This is a genomic window from Amycolatopsis sp. NPDC031561 (genome assembly GCF_055580625.1).
Genome location: NZ_JBVILA010000016.1, coordinates 92,103 through 117,982 on the forward strand (window position 1 = coordinate 92,103; position 25,880 = coordinate 117,982).

Here is a 25,880-nt window from a genome sequence, read left to right on the forward strand (position 1 = left end):
AGGACGCTCAACGTCTCAACGGTGGCCTTCAAGACACCGGGCGCTCTCATCGACCGCATCCAGAGGACTACTTGCGGCTGGGCAGCGGGACCTCCGCCGCAAACCCCGGCCCCACCCGACCGACGCGCGACTCAAGCCTTGAACACGGTCGCCATCCCGATGTCGCGAAGCCTGCTAGGAACACCTTTAAGACCTTCACTGTGGCTGAATGAGGCCGACCGCGGCCCGGATCGCGCCGACGAACCGCTCCGGCCGGTACCGTCCGGGATCGGTGAGCACGAGCCGCGCGGCCATCTCGAACAGCGCGGTCACGGTGTGCGCGACGATTTCCGGATCGAGCTCCGCCGGGGCACCGATGGCTTCCAGGAGCCATCGCGTCAGCGATTCCGCCCGGTCGAGGGCGATGGTGCGCGCGGCTTCGCGGGCGGCGTGGAACTCGGCGGGCATGTCCGCCATCGGCATGACGATGCAGTACCACCGGTCCGGCGTTTCCTGGACGGCGTTGAGGAAGTCGGCGAGCGTCCGCGCGATGAACTCGGGGGCGTCCTCGGTGAGGAACCGGCCCGGGTCACCCGGCAGTACTTCGAGCAACTGCCGGAGCGCGGCTTCCTGCTCGCGCCGCAACAGTGCGGCCAGCAGCTCGTTCCGGCTGCGGAACTGGCCGTAGACCACCGGTTTCGTGACGCCGGCCTGTTCGGCGACCGCGTCCATGGTCGTGGCGTTGTGACCTCGGGTGACCACCAGGTGCAGGGCCGCGTCGAGCACCTGCGTGCGGCGTTGCTCGGCGGGCACGCGCGCGGCGTAGGCGCGGCGTTTCCGCGGTGTCGTGCTGTTCAACGGCCCTCCTCAAGCGCACTCTGGACAAAGCTACTCTAGCGTAGGATATTGCTACGCATCAGTATTAATTGCGGGAACGGGAGGTCGACGTGGCGATGAAACCGGTGGAACCGATGCTGGACCACGGGTTCTTCGGACCCGGATCGGTCACCTGGAAGGTGTGGGGGCATGTGACGGCCGCCGTCACCGGGCTGCAGCGATCCGTCGTGGTGGAGGAACTCGACCCGGCGCTGATCGCCGCCGTCGACAAGACCGGTGCGAACTACGCGCGGCCTCGCACCCGCTACGACCGCACGGTCCGCTACTTCGCCATGGTCGCGTTCGCCGACAGCCAGAAGGTTTCCCAGGCCGCGGACGTGCTGGTGAAGGTGCATGCCAAGGCGATCGGCGTCGAGCCCGTCAGCGGCAACCATTACGACGCCAACGATCCGCACTCGCAGCTGTGGATCCTGCTCACCGGCTGGCATTCGGTGCTCAAGGCCTACGAGCTGTACGGCGGAGGCCGGCTCACGCCAGAGGCCGGCTCACGCCAGCCGAGGAGAACCGGTACTGGGAGGAGTGCGCGATCGCAGCCGAGTTCCAGACCTGCGACCCCTCGGACGTTCCCCGCAGCCGCGACGGCGTCCGGGAGTACTTCGAGCGGATGCGTCCCCGGCTCGCGGTCAGTGAGGCGGCCCGGAAGATGATGGACCACCTGTTGACGGCGAAGGTGGTCCTGCCGCCGGCGCCGAGGGTGCTCGCTCCGGCCCTCTGGATCGTGAACTGGTTCCTGCGTGCCGGGACGATCGCGACCATGCCGCGCTGGGTGCGGAAGCTGAGCGGGTTCACCCAACCGCGGATCGTCGATCTGCTGGTCCGGCCGGTCCTGCGGCTCGGCTACGGCGTCGTCGATCGCAACCCGCGGCTGAAACTGGCGGTGGCCCGACTGCTGGCGCCCTCCGCGGTGCCGATCGTCGCTCCGTACGTTCTCGGCGTCCCGCCGCTGTCCGAAGAGGTCTTGACCCCGGCAGAAGCACGACGGCGTTACGGCTACGACAGGCCGGCCGACGCCCACCGTGACATCCGGGCGAAGCAGCACCAGCGGGTGTTCGGCGCCGGGCAAGCACCCAGCGAAGACGGTCTCCTCGAGTCCCAAGCCGTTCTGGGCTCGCTGTCTTGAGCCGTCAGTTCCTCGGCATGACGCAGAGTTCCCTGGACGATCCCGACTTGAAGTCGTAGACGACCGGGTTGCCGTACTCGTAGCCGGGCACTTCCTTGCAGTCCGAGCCGGTACCGGACGCCAGCTGCGCGATCACCGTGTAGTTGGCCGAATCGTCCGTGCAGTGGACCCGGACCGCGCTGGCGCTGAACCTGCCGTTCGTCCCGGCGTCTTCGTCGGCCGAGATGCAGTCTCCGGACTGTGCCGAGAACGGGTCGGGGTCGACCTCGGGGGCGCTGCCGCTGGTGGCGGTGCCACTGATGGTGTTGTCACCGGTCGCGATCGCCACGGTCACCGCGATCCCTCCGACGGCGACGACGAGCGCGGCCGCCGCGACCCCGAAGATCAGCCCCGTGTTCGGAGACTTCTTCGGTGACGGGGCGGGGTACTGCTGCCAGACGGGCGGTTGCTGGGGGTAGGTCACGTCATCAGGATCGACGGCGTCGATGAAATTCCGATGACAGAGTTCACTTGCGGGCGACGAGCCGTTCCACCAGCCCGAGCTTGAACCGGTCCCGGTGCTCCACCGTCAGGCCGAGGTCGCCGATCTTGTCGAACGGGCGCCGCAGGAAGTGCTCGCCCGCCATCGGCACGGTGATCTTTTCGGTGAGCCATTGCAGGCCGCGGACGGCACGCGACGAACTCGCGATGTGATCGAGCAGGATGAGCAGGCCGCCGGGCCGCAGGACCCTGGCCATTTCCCGCAACGCCTTGCCGTCGTCCGGGATGGCGCAGAGTCCGAGGGTGCAGACCACGGTGTCGAACGAACCGGCGTCGAACGGCAGGTCGTGCGCGTCGGCACGCCGTAGCGTCACCGGGTGGCCGAGGCGTTCGGCGCGGTCGCGGGCGATGGCGAGCATGCCGTCGCTGAGGTCGATGCCGGTGAGCGTGACGTCGCCGGGATAGAGCCGCAGATTCAGGCCGGTCCCGACGGCGACCTCGAGGACGTCGCCGGTCGCCTGGCCGCAGGCCCACGCTCGCGAATCGCCGAAGAGTTTCCGGTCGAGAAACTGCATCTCCCGGTCGTAGTTCCGGGATTTGCCGTCCCAGTAACGGTTCCAGCGCGCGGGCGGAGTCATGGCGTTCCTTTCAGCAGCAGTGCTCACCGCGCCAGGCTTCGCGGCCTTCCTTGATCGCGACGGCGGCGATGACGAGGGCGACCAGCGGATCGGCCCAGTACCAGCCGAAGAGGCTGTTGAGCAGCAACCCGACGAGCAGCACACCGGAAAGATAGGTGCAGAGCAAGGTCTGCTTCGAATCGGCGACAGCGCTCGCGGAGCCGAGTTCGCGCCCGGCCTGACGCTGGGCGTGGGACAGGAAGGGCATCACGAGGAGCGAGGCCGCCGCGAGCACGATCCCGACGGTGGAGTGCTCGGCGGGGTCGGCGCCGAACAGGGTGCGTACGGATTCGACGGTCACATAGGCGGCCAGCGCGAAGAAGGACACCGCGATGACCTTGAGCGCGGTGCGTTCGCGGGCTTCGGGGTCCTTGCCGGAGAACTGCCACGCGACCGCGGTGGCGGAGGCGACTTCGATGACCGAGTCCAGGCCGAAGCCGATCAGCGCGGTCGAGGAGGCGATGGTGCCCGCGGAGATGGCGATGACCGCTTCGACGACGTTGTAGGTGATCGTCGCGGCGACCAGGATCCGCACTCGGCGCGACAACACGACGCGGCGATCCTCGTCCACTGTGGATGTCGTGGCGCAGCAGCCGTCCGCGCAGGATCCGCTCTCCACACTCATCGGAGCGCCTCGATACCGGCGTCGTCCACACAGGGCTCCGCGGTGTCGACGGCGAGCACGACCTGCACCAGTTCCCGCAGCGCGCGGGCGAGGTGGGCGTCCGCCAGCGCATAGCGGACCTGCCTGCCTTCGTAAGTCGCCACGACCAGCCCGCACCCTCGCAGGCAGGCGAGGTGGTTGGACACATTGGAGCGGCTCAGGCCGAGTTGCCCGGCCAGCTGGCCGGGATAGCTCACGCCCTCGAGCAGGGCGACCAGGATCCTGCACCGGTTCGGGTCGGCGAGGGCGCGACCGAGCCGCGCGAGCGCGGCGCCCTGGGTTTCACACGTCAGCACGGGGAGAACAGTACAGCCCTCGCTGACATGTCGGCAACGGGTGAACTGGGAGCCGGGTGCGTCGAGGTGGAACGGCTGCTTGACACGACGGAGTGTCCGGACGCGACCCTCTGTTTCGTCGCTGTCTGTCAAGCCATCGCCGAACACGGGCGCGCGGGTGACCCGAAAGGACACGGCGCACCCCTCCAACGGCCGCATAGCGCGTACGCCCGGGAGTCCTGCGGCGGCGGCGCATGACACCTCAGAACAATCGCTGGACCGATTGTGTGGGTGCCTTAAAGCACCGAGTAATGGTGATGGAGACCTTCTCGCATAATGGCGAAATCGGCATTCGGGTGGCCTTTTCTCATTACCCGAAAGTGCGCTTGTGCGGGCAAACCGCCTTGCTATGTTGATCCCTGCGGGGGCCGCACCTCGGGGCACAGTCGGCACACCGTGGTTGGTGGATCTTGTTTACTCACGCGACTATTGAAGGGTGGACCTTGCTGTGACCGTGACCGAATCGGACACTTCCGCCGAAGGTGTCCAGGGGCCGGGAAATCCGCAGCTGAGTTTGGGCCGGGCCGCCGCGCGAAACCTGGCGACAACGACCAAATCCGTTCCGCAGATGCAGGGAATTTCTTCCCGGTGGCTGCTGAAGATGCTCGAATGGGTTCAGGTCAATGGTGGCGCCTACCGGGTCAACCGGCGGCTCAATTACGCGGTCGGCGACGGACGGGTGACGTTCTCGAAGGCCGGCACCGAAGTGAGCGTGATCCCGGCGGAGCTGGGAGAACTGAAGCCGCTCAAGGGGTACGACGACGAAGAGGTGCTCGAAGAACTCGCCCGCCGCTTCGAACAGCAGGAGGTATCGGCGGGCGACGTGCTCGTCGAGTTCGGGCACCGGGCCGACCGGGTCTACCTCATCGCCCACGGCAAGATCACCAAGACCGGGCCCGGTCACTACGGTGACGAGACCGCGCTGGGCGTCGTCAAGGACGGTGACTACTTCGGTGCGCAGGCCCTCGTCGCCGACGACGGGATCTGGGAGTTCACCGCGAAGGCGGCCACGGCCTGCACCGTGCTGACCCTGACCCGCCAGGCCTTCGAGCGCGTGCTGGAGCAGTCCGAATCGCTGCAGGCGCAGATCGAGCAGGCGTCGCAGGACTCCGGGCGTGCCAACGACTTCGGTGAAGCCGAGATCGACATCTCCTCCGGTCACGACGGCGAGCCGCTGCTTCCGGGCACCTTCGTCGACTACGAGACCTCGCCGCGGGAATACGAGCTGAGCGTCGCCCAGACCGTGCTGCGAGTTCACAGCCGCGTCTCCGACCTCTACAACCAGCCGATGGACCAGACCGAGCAGCAGCTCCGCCTGACCATCGAGGCGCTGCGCGAGCGCCAAGAGCACGAAATGATCAACAACGCGGACTTCGGCCTGCTCAACAACGCCGACTTCACCCAGCGCATCCCGACGCGCACCGGTCCGCCCACTCCGGACGACTTCGACGACCTGCTCGCCTTGGTGTGGAAGGACCCCGGCTTCTTCCTCGCGCATCCGCGCACGATCGCCGCGTTCAGCCGCGAGTGCAGCAAACGCGGTATCTACCCGACCGGCGCCGACCTCGGTGGACACAAGGTGCCCTCCTGGCGCGGGGTCCCGATCCTGCCGTGCAACAAGATCCCGGTGAGTCAGACCAGCACCAGCTCCGTGCTGCTGATGCGCACCGGCGAGAAGAACCAGGGTGTGATCGGCCTGCGTCAGATCGGCCTGCCCGACGAGTACGAGCCAGGCTTGAACGTCCGCTTCATGGGGATCTCCGAGCAGGCCATCATCTCCTACCTCGTCAGCACGTACTACTCCGCCGCCGTGCTCGTGCCGGACGCGCTCGCCGTGCTCGAAGCCGCCGAACTCGGCCGCGAAGGATGACCGCCACGACGCCGGAGGCCGACCGGCGGCTCAGTCTCGGCCCCGCCGCCGCGCGCAACCTGGCGACGACCACCAAGACGCGGCCGCAGATGCAGAGCATCACGCCGCGCTGGCTGCTGAAGATGCTGCCCTGGGTCGAGGCGACCGGTGGCACCTTCCGGGTCAACCGGCGCCTGACCTACGCCATCGGCGACGGGCGGGTGAGCTTCACCAACGTCGGCACCGAGATCAGGGTCGTCCCGCAGGAACTCGCGGAACTGGCACTGCTGCGCGGTTTCGACGACGAGGACACGCTCACCGCGCTCGCCGACCGGTTCGTGCAGCACGAGTACCGGCCCGGCGAGACGATCGTCAGCCATGGGTCGCCGCTCGACGAGGTCGTGCTGGTCGCGCACGGCAAGGTCGCCAAGGTGGCGCCGGGCGAGTACGGCACCGAAGCCGCCATCGGCAGCATGGCCGACGGTGACCACTTCGGTGACGAAATGCTCGCCGGCATCGATCGCAACTGGCCGTTCACCGTCAAGGCCGTCACCCCGGTGACGGTGCTGACCCTGCGCGCCGACGACTTCGCCGACCTCAACGGCCGGTCGGAGGCGATGCGCCGTCACGTGCAGGACATGCTGGCGCACAAGGGAAAGCCACAGAACGCCAAGGGCGAGTCCGAGATCGGGATGTCGTCGGGGCACGACGGGGAGCCGCTGCTGCCGGGCACCTTCGTCGACTACGAGATCTCGCCGCGCGAGTACGACCTCGCCGTCGCCCAGACGGCGCTGCGCGTGCACACACGCGTGACCGATCTCTACAACGGGCCGATGAACCAGTTCGACGAGCAGCTCCGGCTGACCGTGGCGGCGCTGCGGGAGCGGCAGGAGCACGACCTGATCAACAACCGCGAATTCGGGCTGCTGCACAACGCCGACCTCAAATCGCGGTTCCAGACCAGGTCGGGCCCGCCGACGCCCGACGACATGGACGAACTCGTCAGCCGACGCCGCAAGACGAAGTTCTTCCTCGCCCATCCGCGCGCGATCGCCGCGTTCGGCAGGGAATGCACGCGCCGCAGTCTCTACCCGGAAGGCACCACGGTCGACGGCAAGGTGGTCGCCGCGTGGCGCGGGGTGCCGATCCTGCCCTGCGACAAGATCCCGGTCACCGAGGCGGGCACGTCCTCGATCCTCGCCATGCGGACCGGGTTGGAGGACAACGGCGTGATCGGCCTGCACCAGACCGGTCTGCCCGACGAATACGAGCCGGGCCTGAACGTGCGTTTCGACGGCATCACCGAGAAGGCGGTCGCGACCTACCTGGTCAGCACCTACTACTCGGCCGCCGTTCTCGTGCCCGACGCGCTCGGCGTTCTGGAGAACGTCGAAGTCGCTCGGTGACGTCCAGTCCTGCCACGACAACGAACACCAATGCTCCAGAAAGGACCACCCACGTGACCATCGCCCGTACCCCCGTTCCCGCCAAGGTGCTGCGCACCGAGTACCAGAAGTCGGTGGCGTCGTACTGGAACAAAGAGAAGGACCCGGTCAACCTGCGGCTGGGTGACGTGGACGGGCTGTATCACCACCACTACGGGGTGGGCGAGGTCGACTGGTCGGTGCTGGAGGGGCCCGAGAGCACCCGTGACGAGCGGATCATCGCCGAAATGCACCGCCTGGAGACCGCGCAGGCGGACGTCCTGCTCGATCACCTCGGCGACGTCGGACCGGGCGATCGGCTCCTCGACGCCGGCTGCGGGCGTGGCGGTTCCAGCATCATGGCCAACGCACGGTTCGGCTGTCAGGTCGACGGGATTTCGATCTCGGAGAAGCAGGTCGAGTTCGCCAACCACCAGGCGGAGATCAGGGGCGTCGCCGACCGGGTGCGCTACCACTTCCGCAACATGCTCGACACCGGTTTCGAAACCGGCTCGCGCAAGGGCATCTGGAACAACGAAAGCACCATGTACGTGGACCTCCACGAGCTGTTCGCCGAGCACGCGCGTCAGCTGGAGTTCGGCGGCCGCTACGTCACCATCACCGGGTGCTACAACGACGTGACCGGTGGCCGGTCCAAGGCGGTCGCGCAGATCGACCAGCACTACACCTGCAACATCCATCCGCGCAGCCAGTACTTCAAGGCGATGACGGCGAACGACCTGGTGCCGATCTCGGTGGTGGACCTGACGGCGGACACGATCCCGTACTGGGAACTGCGGGCGAAGTCGTCGGTGGCGACCGGGATCGAAGGGCCGTTCCTCGACGCCTACCGGGAAGGCAGCTTCCACTACCTGCTCATCGCCGCGGACCGCGTCTGATCCCGCGAGACCACCGGAGTGAAGTGATGACGGAACACGGTGCGCTGGCCACGTTGCTGGCCGGTCCGAGCGGACTGGGCACGTCCGCCGCCCGGCTGGCGGCCCGGCTGGCTCAGCCCGCCGCGATTTCTCCGGCGGTGGAGGAGGCTCCGCCGCCGGAGGGCCCCGGCCTCGATCCGGCGTACGCGTTCCGGCCGTGGGGTGACGGGTCGGCACCGCCGTTGTACTGCCCCGTCACCGAACGGATCAACGACCCACTCGGCGAGGAGGTCGACCGGCGGCTGATCGCGTGGGCGGGGGAGTGCGGGTTCGGCGAAGAGGAATGCGAACAGATCGGGAAGGCCGGCTTCGGCAGGCTGGTCATGCTCGCGCACCCGGACTGCGAGGATCCGGAACGCCTGTTGATCTCGGCGAAGCTCAACGCCTCCTGGTGGGCGGCCGACGACCTCTACGCCGACGACACCTCGCTCGGAGCGGTGCCCGCGGAGCTGCCGCCGAAGCTCGCGCTGGCGATGGCGGCGATGGACCCGGTGCCGTCCTTGGGCGAATTCAGCACCGAACTCGATGAAACACTGCGGGGCGACCGCGTCCTGGTGGCGCTGAATTCGGCGACGGACTTCCTGCGCCAGTCCGGGACCGCCGCGCAAGTGCAGCGGGTCTGCTATTCGACGTTCGCGATGTTCGTGAGCTGGACGGCGTACGCGGCCTGGCGCCACAGTGGGAAGTACCCGCCGGCTTGGGAGTATCTCGCGGCCAGGCAGCACGACAGCTTCTACACGTCGATGACGTTGATCGACGTCCTCGGCGGCTATGAACTGACGTCGAACCTCTACTACGACCCGCGGGTCCGCGAGGCGGCGATCCAAGCGGGTACGGCGGCCGTGCTCGTCAACGACGTGCACTCGGTGACCAAGGATCTGGAGGACGAGTCGCCGCCGTGCAATGCGGTCCTGCTGATCGCCGACGACCGGAAGTGCTCGATCGAGGAGGCCACGGTGATCACCGTCGAGCTGCACAACGACGTCGTCCGGGACTTCCAGGCGGCGCACGAAAAGCTGAGCGCGGTGCCTTCTCTCGAACTGCAACGGTTCATGCGCGGGTTGCGGGGGTGGATGGGCGGCGGTTTCGAATGGCACTCGACGAGTCCGCGGTATCGGACGAAGCCCGCGGACTCGTGAGTGGCGATTCGGGTTTTCGTGAGGGGTAAGTCGACCGTGGTGTGTTGCGAACGTGGCTTTCGCTACGCCGACCCCGACGCGTTTGCGTTAACTCTCAATAGAACTGTCCTCACCACTCACGACCAGCCCCTCCAACGGTCATCAAGCACGCGACACGGACCTCTAGTACCGACTGTGTGGATTTTGGTGCGTTGGATGACCAGAAATCCACACAGTCCCGCGTGACCGATCCGGTCACGAGAGGCGGGTAGCCAGATCTCGGCGACACCTCGCACCCACCCACGTGACATACAAGTCCGTCCGACAGGACACGTTTGCGTTAACCGGTCGTGAAAGCCACTTTCGGGACATCAGGCGTCGCGAAAGTGGCTTTCAAGACACTGCTCACGAGATCTACGCCTAGACGACGCCCGCGGCGATCAGCTGCTGCCAGATCACACCCTGGTCCACGACCTCGACTTCGAGCTTCTCGGCCTTGGCGATCTTGCTCGCCCCGACGTCCGCGCCGGTGATGAGCATGTCGGTGTTCGCCGAGACCGACGTCGCGGTGGTCGCGCCCGCCTTCTCGCACAGCCGCTGGAAGGTCGGGCGCGGCACCTTCTCGCCCGAGCGGGGGTCGCTGATCGACCCGGTGACCACGACCGTCTTGCCTTCGAGCGGCGCACCGGCCACGACGACCGGCGGGAGGTCCTCCTCGCGCACGTCCAGCGAGACACCGACCTCTCGCAGCCGCTCGAGTTCGGGGCGCAGTCGGGTGAGGTGCTCGATCAGGGACGCGGCGACCTTCGGGCCGATGTCGTCTACAGCGACGAGACCTTCTTCGCCCGCCGCGGCGACGTCCTCCAGGGAACCGAACCCCGCCCGGCACAGTCGCGCGGCGGTGCCCTCGGAAGCCATCGGAATCGCCAGGCCGATCAGCGCCCGGCGCAGGCCGACGGCACGGCTCGCGTCGATCGATTCGATCATGCGGGTGGCGGAGATGTCACCGATTCGGTCGAATTCCAGCAGCGTTTCCTTGGTGAGCCGGTAGAAGTCCGACGGGTGTTCGAGAATCCCGGCTTCGGCGAGCCGCTCGATCCAGACCCCGCCGATCGCGTCGATGTCCGCGGCCGCTCGCGAAGCCCAGTGGATCAGACGGCGGACGGTCTGCGCGGGGCAGGCGACGTTGGTGCAGAACAGTTCCCGGCTGTTGCCCTGTTCGGTCAACGGTTCTTCGCACGACGGGCACACCGACGGCGGCACGATCTCGCGTTCCTCACCGGTGCGCTTGGAAGCGTCCAAGACGCCCGCCACGAACGGGATCACGTCACCTGCGCGGCGTACCAGCACGGTGTCACCGATCTTGATGCCGCGGGCGCGGATGACCTCCTGGTTGGCCAGTGTCGCCCTGGTGACGGTGGTCCCGCCGACGAACACCGGCTCCAGCCACGCCACGGGAGCGATTTTGCCGGTCTTGCCGACATCCCAGACCACATCGGCGAGCACGGTGGTCTTCTCCTCGGCGGCGAACTTGAACGCCAGCGCGCCGCGAGGTGAGCTGGACCGGGTCCCGGCGGCCGCGTACGCGTCGCGATCCGCCAGGCGCAGCACGGCGCCGTCGAGGTCGTAATCGAGGTTGTTGCGCTGCTCCTCGATGGTCGTGATGACGGCTTGCGCCGCTTCCGCGTCTTCGCAGTGCCGCATGTCGGCGGCGGTGAAGCCGAGCGTCCGCAGCGCGCCGTCCAGATCGGTTTCCGCGCTGTCGGGTTCGGTGGACAGGTCGAACGCGAAGAACCGCAGGCGCCGCTCGGAGACGGTGGCCGCATCCTTCGCGCGCAGCGTGCCCGCGGCGGCGTTGCGCGGGTTGATCAGCGGTTTGTCCGGATGCACCTTGTTGTACGCGGCGAAGGTGGATCGCAGCATGACGGCCTCGCCGCGCACCTCGACCCGTCCGGGGGCGTCGACCTTCTCCGGGACGCCGTCGGTCAGCGCCCGCACCAGCGGGGTCACGTCGTCACCGGTGGTGCCGTCGCCCCGGGTGATCGCCCGCGCGAGCCGCCCGTTCTCGTAGACCAGGGCCAGCGACAGGCCGTCCAGTTTCGGCATGACGACCACCGACTGACCGGGGAAACGGGTGAAGAACGCCGCGACCTGCTCGGGTTTGGTCGCCTTCTCCAGCGACAACATCGGGCGCGAGTGCCGGATGGGCGCGTGCAGCACGGCGGGCGCGCCGACCTGATCCAGCGGGTTCGGGTCGGGGGCCAGCTCCGGGTTGGCCTCGATGAGCCCCCGCAGCTCGTCCTCGACCGCGTCGTAGTCGGCATCGGCCACCTTCGGCGAGCCCCGGTAGTAGGCGTCGCGAAGGACGACGATCTGATCGGCGAGTTCTTGGATGCGGTCCCGAGCGTTCACGGGGCAGAGATTACCCGTGACCACCGACAGAACACCGTCCGAAGAGGACTCGCGTCACGGGTTGACGGCGAGAACCAGGAACGAGGCCAGCAGCACCAGGTGCACACCGCCCTGCAGCCGGGTCGCGCGGCCGGGGACGACGGTGAGCACGCTGACCGCGATCGTCAGCGCGAGCAGCACGATGTGGGTCGCGCCGAGACCCAGCAGCAGCGGCCCGTCCAGCCAGATCGACGCCAGCGCGATGGTCGGGATGGTGAGCCCGATGCTCGCGATCGCCGAACCGTAAGCGAGGTTGAGGCTGGTCTGCATCCGGTCGCGCCGGGCGGCCCGCGTCGCGGCCAGGGTTTCGGGCAGCAGCACCAGCAGCGCGATGACGACACCGACGAACGACTGCGGGAAGCCGGCCGCGCTGACTCCGGCCTCGATGGCGGGCGACTCGACCTTCGCGAGACCGACGACGGCGACCAACGCGACCAGCAGCAGTCCGAGGCTGGTCAGCGCGGCCTTGTTCGTCGGCGGCTCGGCGTGCTCTTCCTCCTTGACGGTGCCGTCGGTGTCGACCGGCAGGAAGAAGTCGCGGTGGCGCACGGTCTGGGTGAGCACGAAGAGGCCGTAGAGAAGCAGCGACGCGACGGCGGCGAACGTGAGCTGCGTGCTGCTGAAAGCAGGCCCTGGGGTGCTGAAGGTGAACGTCGGCAGCACGAGGGTCACGGCGGCGAGAGTGGCCACGGTGGCGAGGGCGCCGCCACTGCCCTCCGGGTTGAAGTGCGTCTCGCCGTAGCGGCGGGCACCCACCATGACCGAGATGCCGACGATGCCGTTCGTGGTGATCATCACCGCGGCGAACACCGTGTCGCGGGCCAGCGTCCCCGCCTCGGGGCCGCCCGAGGACATCATCGTGACGATCAGCGCGACCTCGATGACCGTGACCGCGATCGCCAGCACCAACGAGCCGAAGGGTTCACCGACGCGGTGCGCGACCACTTCGGCGTGATGCACTGCGGCCAGCACTGTCGCGCCCAGCGCGAGCGCGACGATGGCCACCGGCACCGGGCCCAGATCGCGGCCCCAGCTCAGAGCCAAGACGACGATGGCGAGGACCGGCGTGACGGTGGTCCAGGACACGGGGAATCGTCTGCGCGTGGCGGCCATGACGTCACCTTCGCACACCCAGCGTGACGTCGCCGCTCCATCCAGGGCGCAGGGTGACGAACTTCTTAGTGGATGCCGACACCGTCCAGAAAGGTCCCGATGAGGAGGTCGGCGGCGCGCGGGGCGTCCAGGTCTTCGCGCGAGGCGAGATGGAGGAGCTGGATCAGCAGACGGCTCGCCCAGCCGTCCGGGACGTCCGTTCGGAGGAACCCCTCGTCGGTGGCGCGCCGGAGGAACGAGTCCACGTCGGCGGTGAGCCGGCTTCGACGTTCCTGGATGGACGGTTCGGCGCGCATCCGGGTCAGCTCGACCGGCCAGGCGCGGTTGACCTCGATGATGCCTTCGACGTAGCGGTGCAGAGCCACGGGGACCGCCGACTCCGTGAGCCGAGCGCCGCGGACCACCTCTTCGACCGCGGTCAGCCGGGAGTCGTAGATGGCCGCCAAAAGGTCTTCACGGGAGGCGAAGCGCCGATAGACGGTGCGCCGGTCTACGCCGGCTTCGGCGGCGATCGCGCCGATGCTTGCCGATGGGTCGCTCGCCAGCATCCGCGCGCCCGTGGACAGGACCGCTTCGAGATTGCGCGCCGCATCAACTCTCACGTCCGGGAATGTATCACACGACTGTGTCGTTAACCGCCCTAAGTGCTACTTTGATGTGACAGTTAAGGAAGGCGGAACGGTGATCACGAACGACAAGCTCTTCATCGGAGGCGAATGGACGACGCCGAGCGATCCGGTACCGCTGGCCATCGTGTCCCCGCACGACCAGTCCGTGCTGGGGCGCGTCGTCCAGGCCCTTCCCGCCGACATCGACCGTGCCGTCGCCGCGGCCAGGACCGCTTTCGACGAAGGACCGTGGCCGCGGACCCCGCCGGAGGAACGGATCGCCGTACTCCGGCGCCTGAACGCCTTGAGGGAGACCCGGGCGGACGAGATCGCCGAGCTGATCTCGGCCGAGAACGGCTCGGCCCTGTGGTTCACGCGGGCCGGTCAGCCCGGAGTGGGACGGCTGGCCGTCTCGTACCTGAAGGCGGCCGAGGAGTTCGGCTGGGAGGAGACGCTCACGCCGTCGGACCCGTCCGCGTCGTTCCGTTCGATCGTGCGCCGGGAGCCGATCGGCGTGGTGGCCGCGATCATCCCGTGGAACTCGCCGTTCTCGGCGTCGATGGCCAAGATCGTCCCGGCGCTGCTCGCGGGGAACACGGTCGTCCTCAAAGTCTCGCCGGAGAACTCGCTCAGCATGAGCCTGTTCGCGGACCTGCTGGCGGAGGCCGGGCTGCCGTCCGGGGTGATCAGCGTGCTGCCCGCGGACCGGGAGACCAGCGAGTACCTGGTGAAGCATCCCGACGTCGACAAGATCGCGTTCACCGGATCGACCGCCGCGGGGCGCCGGATCGCGTCGCTGGCGGGTGTGCAACTCAAGCGCGTCAGCCTGGAACTGGGCGGCAAGTCCGCGGCCGTGATCCTGCCCGACGCTGTGCTCAAGGACGCGATCGCCGGGCTGAAGTTCGGGTCGCTGCTCAACAACGGCGAGGCGTGCATCGCGCAGACGCGGATCCTCGCGCCGCGTAGCCGATACGACGAGGTCGTCGCCGGCCTCAAGGAGATGATGGAGTCTCTCGTCGTCGGCGACCCGGCCGACGAGAAGACCTTCATCGGCCCGATGGTGCGGCCCGGCCAGCAGCAACGGGTGCGCGACTACATCGAGATCGGCGTCGCCGAGGGCGCGCGGCTGGTCACCGGAGGTCCCGAGATCCCGGACGGCCTCGAGAAGGGCAACTACGTCACGCCGACGTTGTTCGCCGACGTCGACAGCGCGATGCGGATCGCCCAGGATGAGATCTTCGGGCCGGTGCTCGTCGTTTTGCCTTACGACGACGAGCACGACGCGATCCGCATCGCGAACGACTCCGAGTACGGGCTTTCCGGCGGTGTCTGGTCGGCCGACGAGGAGCACGCGCTCGCGGTCGCCCGGCGGATGCGCACCGGGACGGTCACCGTCAACGGGGCGCCGATCGGCTTCGACGGCCCGTTCGGCGGGTTCAAGGCCAGCGGCGTCGGCCGTGAATACGGGGCCGCCGGCCTTGCCCAGTACGTGGAGCTCAAGACCGTCACCGTGTCGAACTCGTGAGTGGTAAGGACGGTTAGAACCGTCCTTACCACTCACGAGACGCGGGCGCGGGGATCTTGATCGTGATCCGCTGGTCCGACGCCAAGATCCGCTGAAGCCGGAACCGGCAGAGGGTATGGAACATCTCGCCCAGTTCCTCAGGGTCGATGCGGCCTTCGAGGTCGCGCCTGCTCGCGTTGAGCACGCGGCTGATCACGGCAGCGGGCACGCGGCCGCCGAATTCGCCCATCAGCCAGACACCGATTTCGCCGATCTCGTCCGTGATCGTGCGTTGCGCGGTCATCAGCCTTGCCCCTCTGCGTCGGAGTGCCGCCGGATTTGTCCCGGCGACACTCCGACGTGCGATGGGAAACCCCATGACGGCAAAGCCGCGAGATTGCTCTACTCGGCGCAATCTGTTGTTCCCCAGGCCCCGGAAACCCACGTTCCGTGCCCGCTCGATGGCGTCTGCGTGAGCACCGAGCGGTCCGACATCGGTTGCATGGAACCGTGCAGCGGCCCCGGGTGATCTCCGGGGAAACCCCGATGCGATCGGCATCCGCGTATGTCAGCCTCGGTAATGACCATTGTGGACAGTCAGAGAGGAGGGCGCACGCGTAGTGGCCCCACCAAGGGATGAAGTAGTCGCGGAGTGGATCGAGGAACTGACGGCCTTCACCGAGCTTTACCGGGCGGCGGAGACCGAGGGGCCGGCGGAGGCGGTGTCACACGCGGGGTGGCATGCCGGGGCCAGGCTCGGGCCGGACACCGCGAGCGGGCGGTTGCTGGCCTACAACGAGTCGGGTGTCGAGGCGGAGTGCATCTTCCGTGAGGGAGAACGCACGCTGTTCAACATCATGAGCACCGGGTACGGGAGCGACACCACCGAGCGAGGGTTCGCGGTGTGGAGTTCGCGGCCGGGCGTGCTCGGCGCGATCGATGCCGGGGTGACCCGGCTGGAGGTGGCCGACACGGACGGCGTGGTCGTCCCGGCCGACATCGTGGCCCACACCTTCGCCGTGGACGTCGACCTGGGGCCGACGCCCCAGACCATGGACGAAGTGTTCGCGCCGTGGGAGCCGCCGGAGCTGACGGTCCGGGTGTACGGCGAGGGCGACGAGTTGCGGTACGAAGGTCCCTTGCTGACCAGATGACCGAGCGGGTGTGAATACGTGAAGGCCCCCTTCACTGCGCTAGACGCAATGAAGGGGGCCTTCACGTACTTGGAGATCAGCCGTTCGAAGTCGTGATGACCGCGAACTTCGAGCCCTGGCCGGCGATCCGCTCGCTGAGATCGGTGGTGATCGTCTCGATCGGCGCGTAGTTGTTCAGTTCGCCCGCCTGGCAGGGGCCGGACCGGGACTGCTGGTTGCCGATCAGGATGCCCAGTGCCGCGTGATCGGCCTGGCTGAACAGCGGTCCGCCGCTGTCGCCCGGACGGGCGCAGAGGTCGGTGTTGATGCCGACGTCCGTGGAGAGGACACGGCCGCAGCGGGTTCCGACGAGGTAGCCGGCGCCCGCGCCACTGTCGACGGAATCCGGGTAGTTCACCGCGCTGGACGCCGTCCCGCTGGCGCAGACGACCCACCCGGCCTTGATCTCGGTGAGCTTGCGGGTACCGGTGATGTACTCGTCCACCGAGGTGGCCTGCGCACCGCACGGGGTGTCACCGTTGCTGTCCATGCCACCGTTACGGCAGTACTTGAGCACCCGGTTACGGCCGGTCTGGCCTTCGAGCCACTTCGTGGCCGCCGCGTTGTCGACGTACGGCAGAGCCGCGTAGTCGTACGGATAAGAGCTCTTCTCGATGCCGTGCTGCTGCAGCACGGCATTGCCGTTGTGCTGGGTCGGCGTGTTGTTGGTCTTCGTCCTCATGCAGTGCCCCGCGGTGAGAACCCAGCCCTTGCCGGGGAACCCGCCGCCGGTGGACCGCAGGTTGAAGGCGCTGGTGCAGCCGCCCCAGGTGCCGTCGTCCCGCTTCATGTCCAACCGGATGCCGCCCCGCATGGGGCCGTAATTGGTGCAGTAGAGCGGATGACAGAAACCCAGGTCCACGTTCGGCGTGGCGAGCGCGTTCGGATTCGCCAGCACGCGGGAGACGACCACGCCGGGTTCCGCCGCCGCGGCTTGGTGGGCGGTGTTCACTTCGGCGGTCACGACTTCGCCGGCGGCGCGCATGGCCACCTTCTCCTGAGCCACCCAGGAGCGTTCCCACAGCACGACGCGGTTCTCGGACTCACTCACCGACGACAGGTAGACCGCTTCCGGTCCCGCGCCGACCTTGGCCGCGACGCGTTCCTTCGCCGCCGTGAGCTGCTGCAACGAATGCTGGACCCGCTGAGTGCGGACATCCGCCCGGACGGGCATCGCCTTGAGATACGGCTCGGCCCTGGCGGGTTCGGTCATGGCCACGACCAGCTGGCCCTTACCCTGGTCGAGCCACATGCCCCCGTATTCGGCGCCACGATCACGTCGCAGCAGCTCGTCCAGTTTGGCGCCGTCGGTCTGCAATTCCAGACGGCGCAACGCTTCCTGCTCGTTCACCTGGTAGGTCTCGACCAGGTATTGCACCGACTCCCGCACCGTGGCGGGGTCGAGCGAGGTGTGGAACGACTGCACGGTGTCGGCCAACGCCGGGCTGCCCAGTGCTGTGGTCGCTACCAGCACCGAAACGGCCAGGGCCCCCAGTCTTCTAGCTCTCCGCACGAGATCTCCTCACATGTCAGGGACTTCGCGATCATTTAACCGGAGGACGTCGGGCAGATGGGGAGATTTTCCAACAATGCGGCGGAATCGCGGGCCCCGTGCCGACAATCCGGCCGACACGGGGCGAATCGGGCTACAAGCTCGGTTCCCGGCGCTGTTTACCTTGGCGCGCTTTGACAATCCAGGCGCCGAAGAGAGTCAGGAGACCGACACAGGTCCCTGCCGACGCACCGATCTCCGGTGTGCTGATCTTGACGAGACCGACGATGATTCCGCCGCCGATCGTCAGGAGGAGACACATCCGCAGTGTCGGAGCCCAGCCGGCGAGGACCGCCATCGCCAGGCAAAGCCAGCTGTCGCGGTCCTGCACTTTGCGGTGGCGGCCCGGGCTCCTCAGGAGAGGTCGCGCCGCGCGGATCATTTCCGCGGAGGTGGCGACCCGAGGCGGCGGCTTTTCGATGTGCTCTATGACAACTTTGACCCGTTGGGGCGGGTCGCTGTCTGGTGCCTTCGCGTTATCAGGCTGTAGGGTCACGGCTGTCCTGTCCTTGTTCTAGCGAGCGGGCGATTGGGACATCCGCGTGGCCTCCTGTTACAGCAGGGGGCCACGCGTGCGTTACCGGGTCTTCACTCGGTGCAGCTGAAGACATCTTGTCGAAAGCAGACTGTGACCGTTCAGTAGTACAGCGTGTGTCGCGCTGAACGGTATGCACGCGTCGCTCAGCGGTCCGAGTGACTCTTGAAGCTACTCAAAGTAGTCGGCGGCATCGAATGGACCAGACCCGTGAACCGGATCCGGCAGCCCGGCGGGCTGTCTTCTTGTCGCCGTGCCTGGTCACCGCGACTTGCGCCGACGCAGTGATCTTCGCAGGTGGAGAACCATGTCGACGACGTTGCGCGCACCGGTTCCGCAGGAATGAAAGATGCTGATCGCAACTGGCGGGTACGGTCAACTTCAGCCAAAACCGACGGGATTCGAGCATTTGCGCTCACGGTGAGTTCACCCGAACAGGTAGCTGGCTGCCTTTCGTCGCCTCGCCTGGCTCACGAACAGCGAGTGACTGCTCTGATCAGGTGGTCACACTCCGGACATGTCGTCGTCGGCCGTCCGCGCGCGGCGTTCCGTGGCGTGGAGGCTGCTCAGCAGTGCGAGAGCCCGGGCGCTGGGGGTGGCGGGTTCTGCGTGGTAGATGATCAACTGCTGGCCAGGAGCACTTCGGACGTCGAAAGCCTGATAGGTGAGGGTCAGCGGGCCGACGTCGGGGTGCACGAGGTGTTTGGGTTCGCGGGTTTTGCCGCGCACCTGATGGGTTTCCCACAGTTCGCGGAAACGCGCGCTGCCTTCGCCGAGTTCGGCCACCAGATCTCGCAGGCCGGAGTCCTGTGCGTCGAAGCCCGCGGCCACCCGCAGATTTGCCACGGTGGCCTGCGCGGTCCAGTCCCATCGCTCGTAGAACCGTCGTGCCGCGGGCTCGAGAAAAGTCATCCTGGCGAGGTTGTCCACCGCGCGGAACGGTGAGAACAGCGCGTCGGCGAGGGTGTTGGTGGCCAGTACGTCCAGGACGCGGTCGAGCACGAAGGCTGGGGTGTTCGGGTAGCCGTCCATGAGCTGCCGCAGTTCGGGGCTGACGGTCCGATGCACCGGCGCGGGTGCGCCGTCCGGTGTCGCCCCGGCCAGCCGGTAGAGATGCTCGCGGGAGTCGGGGTCGAGGTCCAAGGCGCGGCAGAGAGCATCGAGCACTTGCGGCGACGGACGGGTTTCGCGGCCCTGCTCCAGGCGGGTGTAGTAGTCGGCGTTCACCCCGGCGAGCACGGCGACCTCTTCGCGGCGCAGGCCGGGCACCCGGCGCCTGCCGGAATAGCGCACGCCCGCGTCTTCGGGGGTCCGCCCCGCGCGGCGTGCACGCAGGAACGTTCCCAGCTCGCCTGTGCCCATGGGGCCAGGGTAGGTCGCCGCCTGTGGTGGTGCCTGGGTGTGGCACACCCAGGCGCCAGGTGTCCTGCCACCGGCTTTCGCCGTCGTCGACGCTGATCGGTATGACTAGGAATACTGACGTGGTCGGCATGTGGGTCACCGCAGACGGGCACATCCGGCAAGAACTGCGCGCCGACGGGCGGTACGACGAGGCGCGCGGTGAACGGCGCAGCGCCTACACCGGGCGCTACACGGTGACCGGGAACCATCTCGACTACGTGGACGACACCGGCTTCACCGCGACGGGTGACATCCGCGACGGCGTGCTCTATCACGAGCATCTCGTCCTCTATCGAGAGTCCGCCGGAAGGGAAAACCCGCCTGGACGGCTGGACGGCAAGGTCGCGTTGATCACCGGCGCGACCGGCGGTATCGGACAAGCCGCCGCCGAACTGTTCGCCCGCGAAGGCGCCCGCCTGATCGTCACCGACCTCGTCGAGGACGCCACGGAAGAGCTTGCCGAACGCCTGATCGCGGAAGGCGCGGAGGTGCTGGCTGCCTGTTTGGACGTCTCGTCGCCCGAGAACTGGAGCGAGGTCGTCCAGCTGACCGGGCAGCGTTTCGGCAGGCTCGACATCCTGGTCAACCTCGCCGGTGTCGTGGACTGGCCCGGCATCGAGGACACCACGCAGGATTCCTGGGAACGGGTGATCGCGGTCAACCAGACCGGCACCTGGCTCGGGATGAAGACCGCCATGCCGCTGCTGCGCGCCTCCGGCAACGCCTCGATCATCAACACCTCCTCGGTGCTCGGGCTGGTGGGCAGCGGCGCCGCCGCGGCGTACCAGGCGTCCAAAGGAGCGGTGCGGCTGCTGAGCAAGACCGCCGCCGTCGAATACGCGACCCGTGGCGTCCGGATCAACTCGGTGCATCCCGGGGTCATCGCCACCCCGATGATCCAGGATCTCCTCGATGAGCAGGGCGACCGGCAGCCGGACATCGTGCGCACTCCCATGCGCCGCGCGGGTTTCCCCACCGAGGTCGCTTCCGTGATGCTCTTCCTGGCGGGTGACGAATCCTCATTCGTCACCGGGACCGAGCTCGTCGTCGACGGCGGTCTCACCGCCTACTGAACGCCTCGGGATCCTCGATCTGTTCGCGCAGGATGTCGCCGTGCCCGGCGTGCCGCGCGAAGTCCTCGATCAAGAGCAGGTAGATGAACCGCAGGCTGACATCACCGGCGCGGGGGTGCGTCTTGACGACGTCGAGGTCGAAACCGGCGGCGATCGCTCGGGAACGCTCACTGGCGCGCTCGAACTCGGTGATCACCTCGTCCAGTGTCTCGTTGTCGGCGACGACGAAACTGGCGTCGCCCGGTGTCGTGCCGCCGTCACATTCGTCCTCGGGCAGGCCCGCGAGAACGTGCTGGAACCAGATTCGTTCGGCGACCGCGGCGTGTTTGAGCAAGCCGATCGGCGTGGTCATGGAGGCGACGAGACGGCGGCGGGCGTCGGCTTCGGACAGGCCGCGCACCGCGCCGACGACCTCGGCACGGTTGCGGTCGAGCATGTACTCGAGCAGACGACGTTCGGCGCCGGTGGTGGTCTTCGCCATCGACCAGGTCATTGTCGGCTCGATTCGCTCAGCTGAGCAGGAGAAGTGCGTAGTAGGCAAGGAAGTGCTCGACCATGTACGAGCCGCCGGTGGTCTGTGGGAGCGACGCCTGCGTGTGGACGCGCGCGGTGTCCAGCAGGGCGGTGATCCTGGCGTCGCCGTCGGGCAGGGCCTGGGCGAGGCGGTGCCAGCACCAGGCGCGATGCAGGTTGAGGCCGTGCAGGTGGGCGATCTGCCCGTCGGAGGAATCGGACACCGCCGCCGGGGTGAAGAGCGTCGCGGGTGTCCGGTCGGCGAGGCCGGGAAGGAAACCGTGCAGCCAGTCGGCGAACTCGGGCGCGGGCAGCAGACGGGAGAGGAGTTCGGCCTCGGCCAGGGCGGGGGACAGGAAGTCGGCTCCGGAGGGTTCCCAGGCGCCGGGATAGTCGCGGTCCGATCCGAACCACCGCCAGGCGGTCTCGGTGATGGCCTCGTGCAGCCGCGGGTCACCGTCGTCCGCGAGGTGGCGGGCGTAAGGCAGGACGCGGGACAGTCCGAACGCGCCGTTTTCGTGTATTCCGTACCGGATGGGATAGGCGGCTCGCGGCAGCCAGTCGAGGTAGCGGTTGACGAAGACCGCGCTCAACTCTTGCAAGGCGGCCGACCAGCGCGCGGCGTCCGGGTCTTCCCAGGTGGCGATCTCGAAGGTGAGTTCCAGCAGCGCGGACCAGCCGTACGGGCGCTGGGTGGTGCGGTGTTCATCGGGGGAGAAGAAAGCGACCTCGCCGGCGAGTGCCTGGGTGGTCAGATGCGCGTCGAGCGTGGTGCGGATCTCCGCGGCCGGCACGAGCTCGGGGTGATGCCGCAGCAGGCGAACCAGCACCCAGAACATCTCCACACAGGAATGCCAGTCGAAACTGCCGTAGAAACACGGGTGCGACAGTCGCGGGGCAGGAACGGACACACCTTCGAACTGCCAGTGGCTTTCGTGGTGCGGATACTCGCGTACGACGTTCGTCAACGCCGTCCTTGCCAGATCGCCGGCATTCGCCCTCAGCAAGTGGTCTCTTTCGGTGTCCCACCCGGTCATCGGCTGCCCCCTGGATTCGCCTTGGCTCCCGAACAACCCTATCGATCTATGATGAAGGGCGTGGACGAACGGCCGATCACCACTGCGCAGCGCAACTACCGGCGAGTCGCCGAAGAGCTCGAAAGCATGGAGAACCAGGACCGCTTCACCTACATCTTCCGATCCAGGCTGTGGAGTTCCGGCTCGGTCTCCGGGCCCGGTTCCGAGGCGGTTCAGACCAGACAGCTGCACGACCGGTTACCAGGGCTGCTCGACCGTTTCGGAGTGCGCACGATGCTCGATCTGCCGTGCGGGGACTTCGGCTGGCTCAGTGAGGTGGATCTCGATCTCGAGCGCTACATCGGTGCCGACATCGTCGCGGAACTGGTCGAGCTGAACGCCGCGCGGTTCCGGGACGATCCGGTGCGGGAGTTCCGGGTGCTCGACCTGACCGGTGATCCGCTGCCCTCGGCAGACCTGGTGCTGTGCCGGGATTGTCTGGTCCACCTGAGTTTTGCCGACATCGAGCGCGCACTGCGCAACCTTCGGCGGAGCGGCTCCCGGTACCTCCTCACCACTACTTTCACCGAGCTGGGCACCAACACCGACATCGCGACCGGCGACTGGCGGCCGTTGAACCTGTGCCGGGAACCGTTCGGGTTCCCCGAGCCGCTGGCGGTACTGGTCGAGGGATGCACCGAGGAGAACGGTGCCTACGCAGACAAGTCCTTGGGGTTGTGGGAGATCGCCGCGATCGTGGACTGAGCGCGCCGGACGGCCGCGCTCCCAGCATGCGGAACCCCTACTGCGTCCGCCGCGCCCTGCTTTAAGTTCCCCGGCATGTCCTCGTCGCGCCGGGCCGCCGCGCTCACCAGGCCCGCTCTGGCGCTCGCCGCCATCGTCGTCCTGGTGGTGCTCTGGCAGCTGGTCACCCTCGCCAAGCTGTGGCCGGAACAGATCGTCCCCGCCCCGGCACGGGTCTGGGATCAGCTTCTGTCCACTTCGGACTCCGCGAACGGTCAAGGCGGCTATGCCGGTTCCACGCTGTGGGAACGGCTCGGCGTCAGCCTGCGGCGCGTCGGGTACGGGGCGGGGTACGGGATCCTGATCGGCATCGGGCTCGGGCTGGTGATGGGGCTGGTACCGGTCGTCCGCGTGACGCTTGAGCCGTTGGTCACCTTCCTGCGCGCCCTTCCGCCGCTGGCGTACCTGAGCCTGCTGGTCATCTGGCTCGGCATCGACGAGGAACCGAAGGTCTACCTGCTGATGATCGCGGCGTTCCCGCCGGTGGCGGTGGCGACCGCCGCGGCCGTCCTCGGGGTCAACCGGCAGTACGTCGAAGCGGCGCAAGCACTGGGCGCCCGGCGGGCACACGTGCTCGCTTCGGTGATCCTGCCCGCGTCCGCCCCCGAGATCCTGACCGGGATCCGGCTCGCCGTCGGTGTCGCCTACAGCTCGGTCGTCGCCGCGGAAACGGTCAATGGTGCCGACGGTATCGGCGGGATGGTGCTCAACGCCCAGCGCTACAACCAGACGGCGGTCGTCATCCTCGGCCTGTTCGTCATCGGGATCACCGGTCTGCTCATCGACTCGGTGATCGTCGCCCTCGCCCGCTTGCTGTCCCCGTGGCGGGGACGGGTCTGAAACCAGGAGAGAAACCCTTGCCTCAGTTCACCCGGCGATCCGCGCTGTCCTTGTTCGGCGGGCTCGCCGCCGGTCCGCTGCTCGCGTCCTGCGGAGTCGGCGGGTCCTCGCCGAGCGCCGACGGCAAGACCGTCCGCATCGCCTACCAGAAGTTCGCCGACAGCACCCTGCTGGTGAAAGACCAGGGAACACTGGAAAAAGCCTTGCCGGGCTACCGGATCCAGTGGACCGCCTTCGATTCCGGCGCCAGCATCAACACCGCTTTCCTGGGCCGCTCGCTCGATCTCGCGGTGATCGGCAGCAGTCCCACCGCACAGGCGTTGTGCCCGCCGCTGGCCATCCCGTACCGGATCATCGAACTGCTGAACGTGATCGGCGACAGCGAGGCTTTGGTGGCGCGCAAGGAAATCACCAAGGTCGCCGACCTCGTGGGCCGCAAGGTCGCCGCTCCGTTCAGCTCGACCGCGCACTACAGCCTGCTCGCCGCCCTGCAGCAGGCCGGGGTCGATCCCGCGAAGGTCACCATCGTCGACCTGGAACCACAGAACATCCTCGCGGCCTGGCAGCGCGGTGACATCGATGCGGCCTACGTGTGGACGCCGACGCTGTCCAGCATCCAGAAGGACGGCACGACCCTCATCGACAGCGCCCAGCTGGCCAAGGCGGGCAAGCCGACGTTGACCTTCACCGTCGCCAGTAACGAATTCATCGACGCCAATCCGCAGGTGGTCACCGAGTGGCTGAAGGCGACCAACGCGGCACTCGGGCAGATCGCCAAGGATCCGGGCACGGTCGCCGACGCGGTCGCCCGTCAGATCGGCAGCACCCGTGAAGACGCGCTCGCGCAACTGAAACAGAACATCTATCTCGACCACGCCCAGCAGCGCGCGCCCGAGTACTTCGGCTCGGCGTCGGCGCCGGGCGCGCTCGCCGATCGGCTGCGCGACACCGCCGAATTCCTGCGAGCACAGAAGAAGGTCGACGCCGTCCCAGCTCTGGAGACCTTCCGATCCGCACTCCGTGTCCCGGAGACGGCATGAGCCCGCTCCTGGACATCGACGGTGTCGAGCACCGCTACCGCGACGTCGTCGCACTCGGCCCGGTGGACCTCCAGGTCGACGCGGGGGAGTTCCTGGTCATCGTCGGTCCGTCCGGATCGGGCAAGAGCACGCTGCTGCGGCTCGTCGCCGGGTTCGAGCGGCCGGCGACGGGGTCGGTGACGCTCGCCGGACGGCCGCCCCGGCCGGGACGCGACGTCGGCCTGGTCTTCCAGCAGCCGCGGTTGTTCCCCTGGCACACGGTGAACGGCAACATCACCGCGGTGCTGAGGTGGGCGGGTGTCCCGCGTGCCGAGCGCCCGGCCGCCGCGGCCTCGTTGCTGGCGAAGGTGGGGCTCGGCGAACTCGGCAAGCGGCGGGTGTGGGAGATCTCCGGCGGGCAGCAGCAGCGGGTGGCGATCGCCCGCGCGCTGGCCACCCGGCCGCGGCTGCTCCTGTTGGACGAACCGTTCGCCGCGCTCGACGCCCTCACGAGGGAGCGACTACAGGAGGACGTGCGAGGGCTGACCGACACGGAGGGGCAGGCCGCGGTGTTCGTGACGCACAGCGTCGACGAGGCCGTCTTCCTCGCCACCCGGATCATCGTGCTCAGCGACCGGCCGGGCCGGATCGTCCTGGACCTGTCCGTCGACCTGCCGCGAACCGGTGTCCCGGCGGCCGAACTGCGGGGCTGGGCGGAGTACGCGGCTCTTCGCGGCGAGGTCGCCACCGCGGTCCGGGCGATCCAGCCGAGCTGAG

General features: G+C 67.8%; 26 protein-coding genes and 2 pseudogenes. 14 read left to right on the top strand and 14 right to left on the bottom strand.

Going from position 1 to position 25,880, the window contains the following annotated elements; genetic code table 11:
* Nucleotides 1-195: 195 nt before the first annotated feature.
* A complete protein-coding gene (locus ACZ5IK_RS27670; RefSeq protein WP_465490352.1) occupies nt 196-837 on the bottom strand; it encodes a TetR/AcrR family transcriptional regulator in 642 nt (213 codons plus the stop codon).
* 113 nt (nt 838-950) lie between these two features.
* Here ACZ5IK_RS27670 and ACZ5IK_RS27675 point away from each other — a divergent pair.
* Both ACZ5IK_RS27675 and ACZ5IK_RS27680 read left to right on the top strand, forming a co-directional pair.
* A pseudogene (locus ACZ5IK_RS27675) lies at nt 951-1,169 on the top strand (oxygenase MpaB family protein); the annotation flags it as partial.
* Nucleotides 1,170-1,279: 110 nt separating this feature from the next.
* Nucleotides 1,280-1,996, top strand: a complete 717-nt coding sequence (locus ACZ5IK_RS27680) for an oxygenase MpaB family protein (protein ID WP_465490353.1) — start codon at nt 1,280-1,282, stop codon at nt 1,994-1,996.
* A gap of 4 nt (nt 1,997-2,000) precedes the next feature.
* Here the strand turns inward: ACZ5IK_RS27680 and ACZ5IK_RS27685 are convergent, their stop codons facing one another.
* Genes ACZ5IK_RS27685 through cmtR form a run of 4 tightly spaced genes read right to left on the bottom strand, consistent with a single transcriptional unit; the run spans nt 2,001 to nt 4,113 of the window.
* Nucleotides 2,001-2,459, bottom strand: a complete 459-nt coding sequence (locus ACZ5IK_RS27685; protein WP_465490354.1) for an LppU/SCO3897 family protein — start codon at nt 2,457-2,459, stop codon at nt 2,001-2,003.
* A 43-nt stretch (nt 2,460-2,502) separates the two neighbouring features.
* Nucleotides 2,503-3,114: a class I SAM-dependent methyltransferase gene (locus ACZ5IK_RS27690; RefSeq protein WP_101607969.1), complete on the bottom strand. Its 612-nt coding sequence runs from the start codon at nt 3,112-3,114 to the stop codon at nt 2,503-2,505.
* A gap of 10 nt (nt 3,115-3,124) precedes the next feature.
* Nucleotides 3,125-3,778, bottom strand: a complete 654-nt coding sequence (locus ACZ5IK_RS27695; protein WP_465490355.1) for a cation efflux transmembrane domain-containing protein — start codon at nt 3,776-3,778, stop codon at nt 3,125-3,127.
* On the bottom strand, nt 3,775-4,113 hold the full coding sequence (gene cmtR, locus ACZ5IK_RS27700) for a Cd(II)/Pb(II)-sensing metalloregulatory transcriptional regulator CmtR (protein ID WP_465490356.1): 339 nt from the start codon (nt 4,111-4,113) through the stop codon (nt 3,775-3,777). Before cmtR ends, ACZ5IK_RS27695 begins: the two co-directional genes overlap by 4 nt.
* A gap of 487 nt (nt 4,114-4,600) precedes the next feature.
* Between cmtR and ACZ5IK_RS27705 the strand changes: the two genes are divergently transcribed.
* From ACZ5IK_RS27705 to ACZ5IK_RS27720, 4 genes are read left to right on the top strand one after another with little or no spacing between them, the layout of a single operon-like run.
* Nucleotides 4,601-6,022 carry a family 2B encapsulin nanocompartment shell protein gene (locus ACZ5IK_RS27705; RefSeq protein WP_465490357.1) on the top strand — a complete coding sequence of 474 codons (1,422 nt, stop codon included), beginning with the start codon at nt 4,601-4,603 and terminating at the stop codon, nt 6,020-6,022.
* A complete protein-coding gene (locus tag ACZ5IK_RS27710) occupies nt 6,019-7,407 on the top strand; it encodes a family 2B encapsulin nanocompartment shell protein (RefSeq protein WP_465490358.1) in 1,389 nt (462 codons plus the stop codon). Before ACZ5IK_RS27705 ends, ACZ5IK_RS27710 begins: the two co-directional genes overlap by 4 nt.
* A gap of 53 nt (nt 7,408-7,460) precedes the next feature.
* Nucleotides 7,461-8,324 (top strand): geranyl diphosphate 2-C-methyltransferase, encoded by an 864-nt coding sequence (locus tag ACZ5IK_RS27715; protein WP_465490359.1) that lies wholly within the window; start codon nt 7,461-7,463, stop codon nt 8,322-8,324.
* A gap of 26 nt (nt 8,325-8,350) precedes the next feature.
* A complete protein-coding gene (locus tag ACZ5IK_RS27720; RefSeq protein ID WP_465490360.1) occupies nt 8,351-9,502 on the top strand; it encodes a family 2 encapsulin nanocompartment cargo protein terpene cyclase in 1,152 nt (383 codons plus the stop codon).
* 399 nt (nt 9,503-9,901) lie between these two features.
* On the opposite strand, the gene ligA is transcribed toward ACZ5IK_RS27720, so the two are convergent.
* The 3 genes from ligA to ACZ5IK_RS27735 form a co-directional block, all read right to left on the bottom strand.
* Entirely contained in the window at nt 9,902-11,893 is a 1,992-nt protein-coding gene (gene ligA, locus ACZ5IK_RS27725) for an NAD-dependent DNA ligase LigA (RefSeq protein WP_465490361.1), read from the bottom strand.
* Between the two features lie 54 nt (nt 11,894-11,947).
* A complete protein-coding gene (locus tag ACZ5IK_RS27730; RefSeq protein WP_101607961.1) occupies nt 11,948-13,045 on the bottom strand; it encodes a calcium:cation antiporter in 1,098 nt (365 codons plus the stop codon).
* A 65-nt stretch (nt 13,046-13,110) separates the two neighbouring features.
* Nucleotides 13,111-13,647, bottom strand: coding sequence for a TetR/AcrR family transcriptional regulator (locus ACZ5IK_RS27735; protein WP_465490362.1), 537 nt, complete (start codon nt 13,645-13,647; stop codon nt 13,111-13,113).
* 79 nt (nt 13,648-13,726) lie between these two features.
* Here ACZ5IK_RS27735 and ACZ5IK_RS27740 point away from each other — a divergent pair, with 79 nt between their 5' ends.
* Nucleotides 13,727-15,178: an aldehyde dehydrogenase gene (locus tag ACZ5IK_RS27740; protein WP_465490363.1), complete on the top strand. Its 1,452-nt coding sequence runs from the start codon at nt 13,727-13,729 to the stop codon at nt 15,176-15,178.
* A 25-nt stretch (nt 15,179-15,203) separates the two neighbouring features.
* Here ACZ5IK_RS27740 and ACZ5IK_RS27745 read toward each other — a convergent pair whose 3' ends face one another.
* The gene (locus ACZ5IK_RS27745) at nt 15,204-15,461 is read right to left on the bottom strand and encodes a hypothetical protein (RefSeq protein WP_101607958.1); all 258 of its coding nucleotides are present in this window, start codon (nt 15,459-15,461) and stop codon (nt 15,204-15,206) included.
* A 316-nt stretch (nt 15,462-15,777) separates the two neighbouring features.
* Between ACZ5IK_RS27745 and ACZ5IK_RS27750 the strand changes: the two genes are divergently transcribed.
* On the top strand, nt 15,778-16,311 hold the full coding sequence (locus ACZ5IK_RS27750; RefSeq protein WP_465490364.1) for a hypothetical protein: 534 nt from the start codon (nt 15,778-15,780) through the stop codon (nt 16,309-16,311).
* A gap of 76 nt (nt 16,312-16,387) precedes the next feature.
* On the opposite strand, the gene ACZ5IK_RS27755 is transcribed toward ACZ5IK_RS27750, so the two are convergent.
* From ACZ5IK_RS27755 to ACZ5IK_RS27765, 3 genes are all read right to left on the bottom strand, one after another.
* Entirely contained in the window at nt 16,388-17,863 is a 1,476-nt protein-coding gene (locus ACZ5IK_RS27755) for a chymotrypsin family serine protease (protein WP_465490365.1), read from the bottom strand.
* A gap of 133 nt (nt 17,864-17,996) precedes the next feature.
* Nucleotides 17,997-18,398: a hypothetical protein gene (locus ACZ5IK_RS27760; RefSeq protein WP_465490366.1), complete on the bottom strand. Its 402-nt coding sequence runs from the start codon at nt 18,396-18,398 to the stop codon at nt 17,997-17,999.
* A 543-nt stretch (nt 18,399-18,941) separates the two neighbouring features.
* Entirely contained in the window at nt 18,942-19,799 is an 858-nt protein-coding gene (locus ACZ5IK_RS27765) for a helix-turn-helix transcriptional regulator (RefSeq protein ID WP_465490367.1), read from the bottom strand.
* A gap of 101 nt (nt 19,800-19,900) precedes the next feature.
* On the opposite strand from ACZ5IK_RS27765, the pseudogene ACZ5IK_RS27770 reads away from it, so the two are divergent.
* Together ACZ5IK_RS27770 and ACZ5IK_RS27775 are read left to right on the top strand one after the other, a co-directional pair.
* Nucleotides 19,901-20,122 (top strand): annotated as a pseudogene (locus tag ACZ5IK_RS27770) (Atu4866 domain-containing protein); the annotation flags it as partial.
* Between the two features lie 45 nt (nt 20,123-20,167).
* Nucleotides 20,168-20,911 carry an SDR family NAD(P)-dependent oxidoreductase gene (locus ACZ5IK_RS27775; protein ID WP_465490457.1) on the top strand — a complete coding sequence of 248 codons (744 nt, stop codon included), beginning with the start codon at nt 20,168-20,170 and terminating at the stop codon, nt 20,909-20,911.
* On the opposite strand, the gene ACZ5IK_RS27780 is transcribed toward ACZ5IK_RS27775, so the two are convergent.
* Entirely contained in the window at nt 20,898-21,392 is a 495-nt protein-coding gene (locus ACZ5IK_RS27780; RefSeq protein ID WP_465490368.1) for a DinB family protein, read from the bottom strand. The two genes, ACZ5IK_RS27775 and ACZ5IK_RS27780, sit on opposite strands and share 14 nt — an antisense overlap.
* Nucleotides 21,393-21,420: 28 nt before the next feature.
* Complete coding sequence (locus ACZ5IK_RS27785; protein WP_465490369.1) at nt 21,421-22,461, bottom strand: DUF2891 domain-containing protein; 1,041 nt, start codon at nt 22,459-22,461, stop codon at nt 21,421-21,423.
* A gap of 51 nt (nt 22,462-22,512) precedes the next feature.
* Here ACZ5IK_RS27785 and ACZ5IK_RS27790 point away from each other — a divergent pair, with 51 nt between their 5' ends.
* From ACZ5IK_RS27790 to ACZ5IK_RS27805, 4 genes are all read left to right on the top strand, one after another.
* The gene (locus ACZ5IK_RS27790) at nt 22,513-23,205 is read left to right on the top strand and encodes a class I SAM-dependent methyltransferase (RefSeq protein ID WP_465490370.1); all 693 of its coding nucleotides are present in this window, start codon (nt 22,513-22,515) and stop codon (nt 23,203-23,205) included.
* Nucleotides 23,206-23,280: 75 nt separating this feature from the next.
* Nucleotides 23,281-24,084 carry an ABC transporter permease gene (locus tag ACZ5IK_RS27795; RefSeq protein WP_410663691.1) on the top strand — a complete coding sequence of 268 codons (804 nt, stop codon included), beginning with the start codon at nt 23,281-23,283 and terminating at the stop codon, nt 24,082-24,084.
* A gap of 17 nt (nt 24,085-24,101) precedes the next feature.
* Nucleotides 24,102-25,124, top strand: coding sequence for a taurine ABC transporter substrate-binding protein (locus ACZ5IK_RS27800; RefSeq protein ID WP_465490371.1), 1,023 nt, complete (start codon nt 24,102-24,104; stop codon nt 25,122-25,124).
* Entirely contained in the window at nt 25,121-25,879 is a 759-nt protein-coding gene (locus tag ACZ5IK_RS27805) for an ABC transporter ATP-binding protein (RefSeq protein ID WP_465490372.1), read from the top strand. Before ACZ5IK_RS27800 ends, ACZ5IK_RS27805 begins: the two co-directional genes overlap by 4 nt.
* The last annotated feature ends 1 nt before the right edge of the window (nt 25,880 follow it).

Bases quoted from the DNA above. Each gene is read 5' to 3' on its own strand.
- ACZ5IK_RS27790 (WP_465490370.1), top strand. From the start codon at position 22,513: ATGAAGGGCGTGGACGAACGGCCGATCACCACTGCGCAGCGCAACTAC.
- ACZ5IK_RS27690 (WP_101607969.1), bottom strand. From the start codon at position 3,114: ATGACTCCGCCCGCGCGCTGGAACCGTTACTGGGACGGCAAATCCCGG.
- ACZ5IK_RS27720 (WP_465490360.1), top strand. From the start codon at position 8,351: ATGACGGAACACGGTGCGCTGGCCACGTTGCTGGCCGGTCCGAGCGGA.
- ACZ5IK_RS27745 (WP_101607958.1), bottom strand. From the start codon at position 15,461: ATGACCGCGCAACGCACGATCACGGACGAGATCGGCGAAATCGGTGTC.
- ACZ5IK_RS27805 (WP_465490372.1), top strand. From the start codon at position 25,121: ATGAGCCCGCTCCTGGACATCGACGGTGTCGAGCACCGCTACCGCGAC.
- ACZ5IK_RS27765 (WP_465490367.1), bottom strand. From the start codon at position 19,799: ATGGGCACAGGCGAGCTGGGAACGTTCCTGCGTGCACGCCGCGCGGGG.
- ACZ5IK_RS27780 (WP_465490368.1), bottom strand. From the start codon at position 21,392: ATGGCGAAGACCACCACCGGCGCCGAACGTCGTCTGCTCGAGTACATG.
- ACZ5IK_RS27730 (WP_101607961.1), bottom strand. From the start codon at position 13,045: ATGGCCGCCACGCGCAGACGATTCCCCGTGTCCTGGACCACCGTCACG.
- ACZ5IK_RS27710 (WP_465490358.1), top strand. From the start codon at position 6,019: ATGACCGCCACGACGCCGGAGGCCGACCGGCGGCTCAGTCTCGGCCCC.
- ACZ5IK_RS27785 (WP_465490369.1), bottom strand. From the start codon at position 22,461: ATGACCGGGTGGGACACCGAAAGAGACCACTTGCTGAGGGCGAATGCC.
- ACZ5IK_RS27795 (WP_410663691.1), top strand. From the start codon at position 23,281: ATGTCCTCGTCGCGCCGGGCCGCCGCGCTCACCAGGCCCGCTCTGGCG.
- ACZ5IK_RS27695 (WP_465490355.1), bottom strand. From the start codon at position 3,778: ATGAGTGTGGAGAGCGGATCCTGCGCGGACGGCTGCTGCGCCACGACA.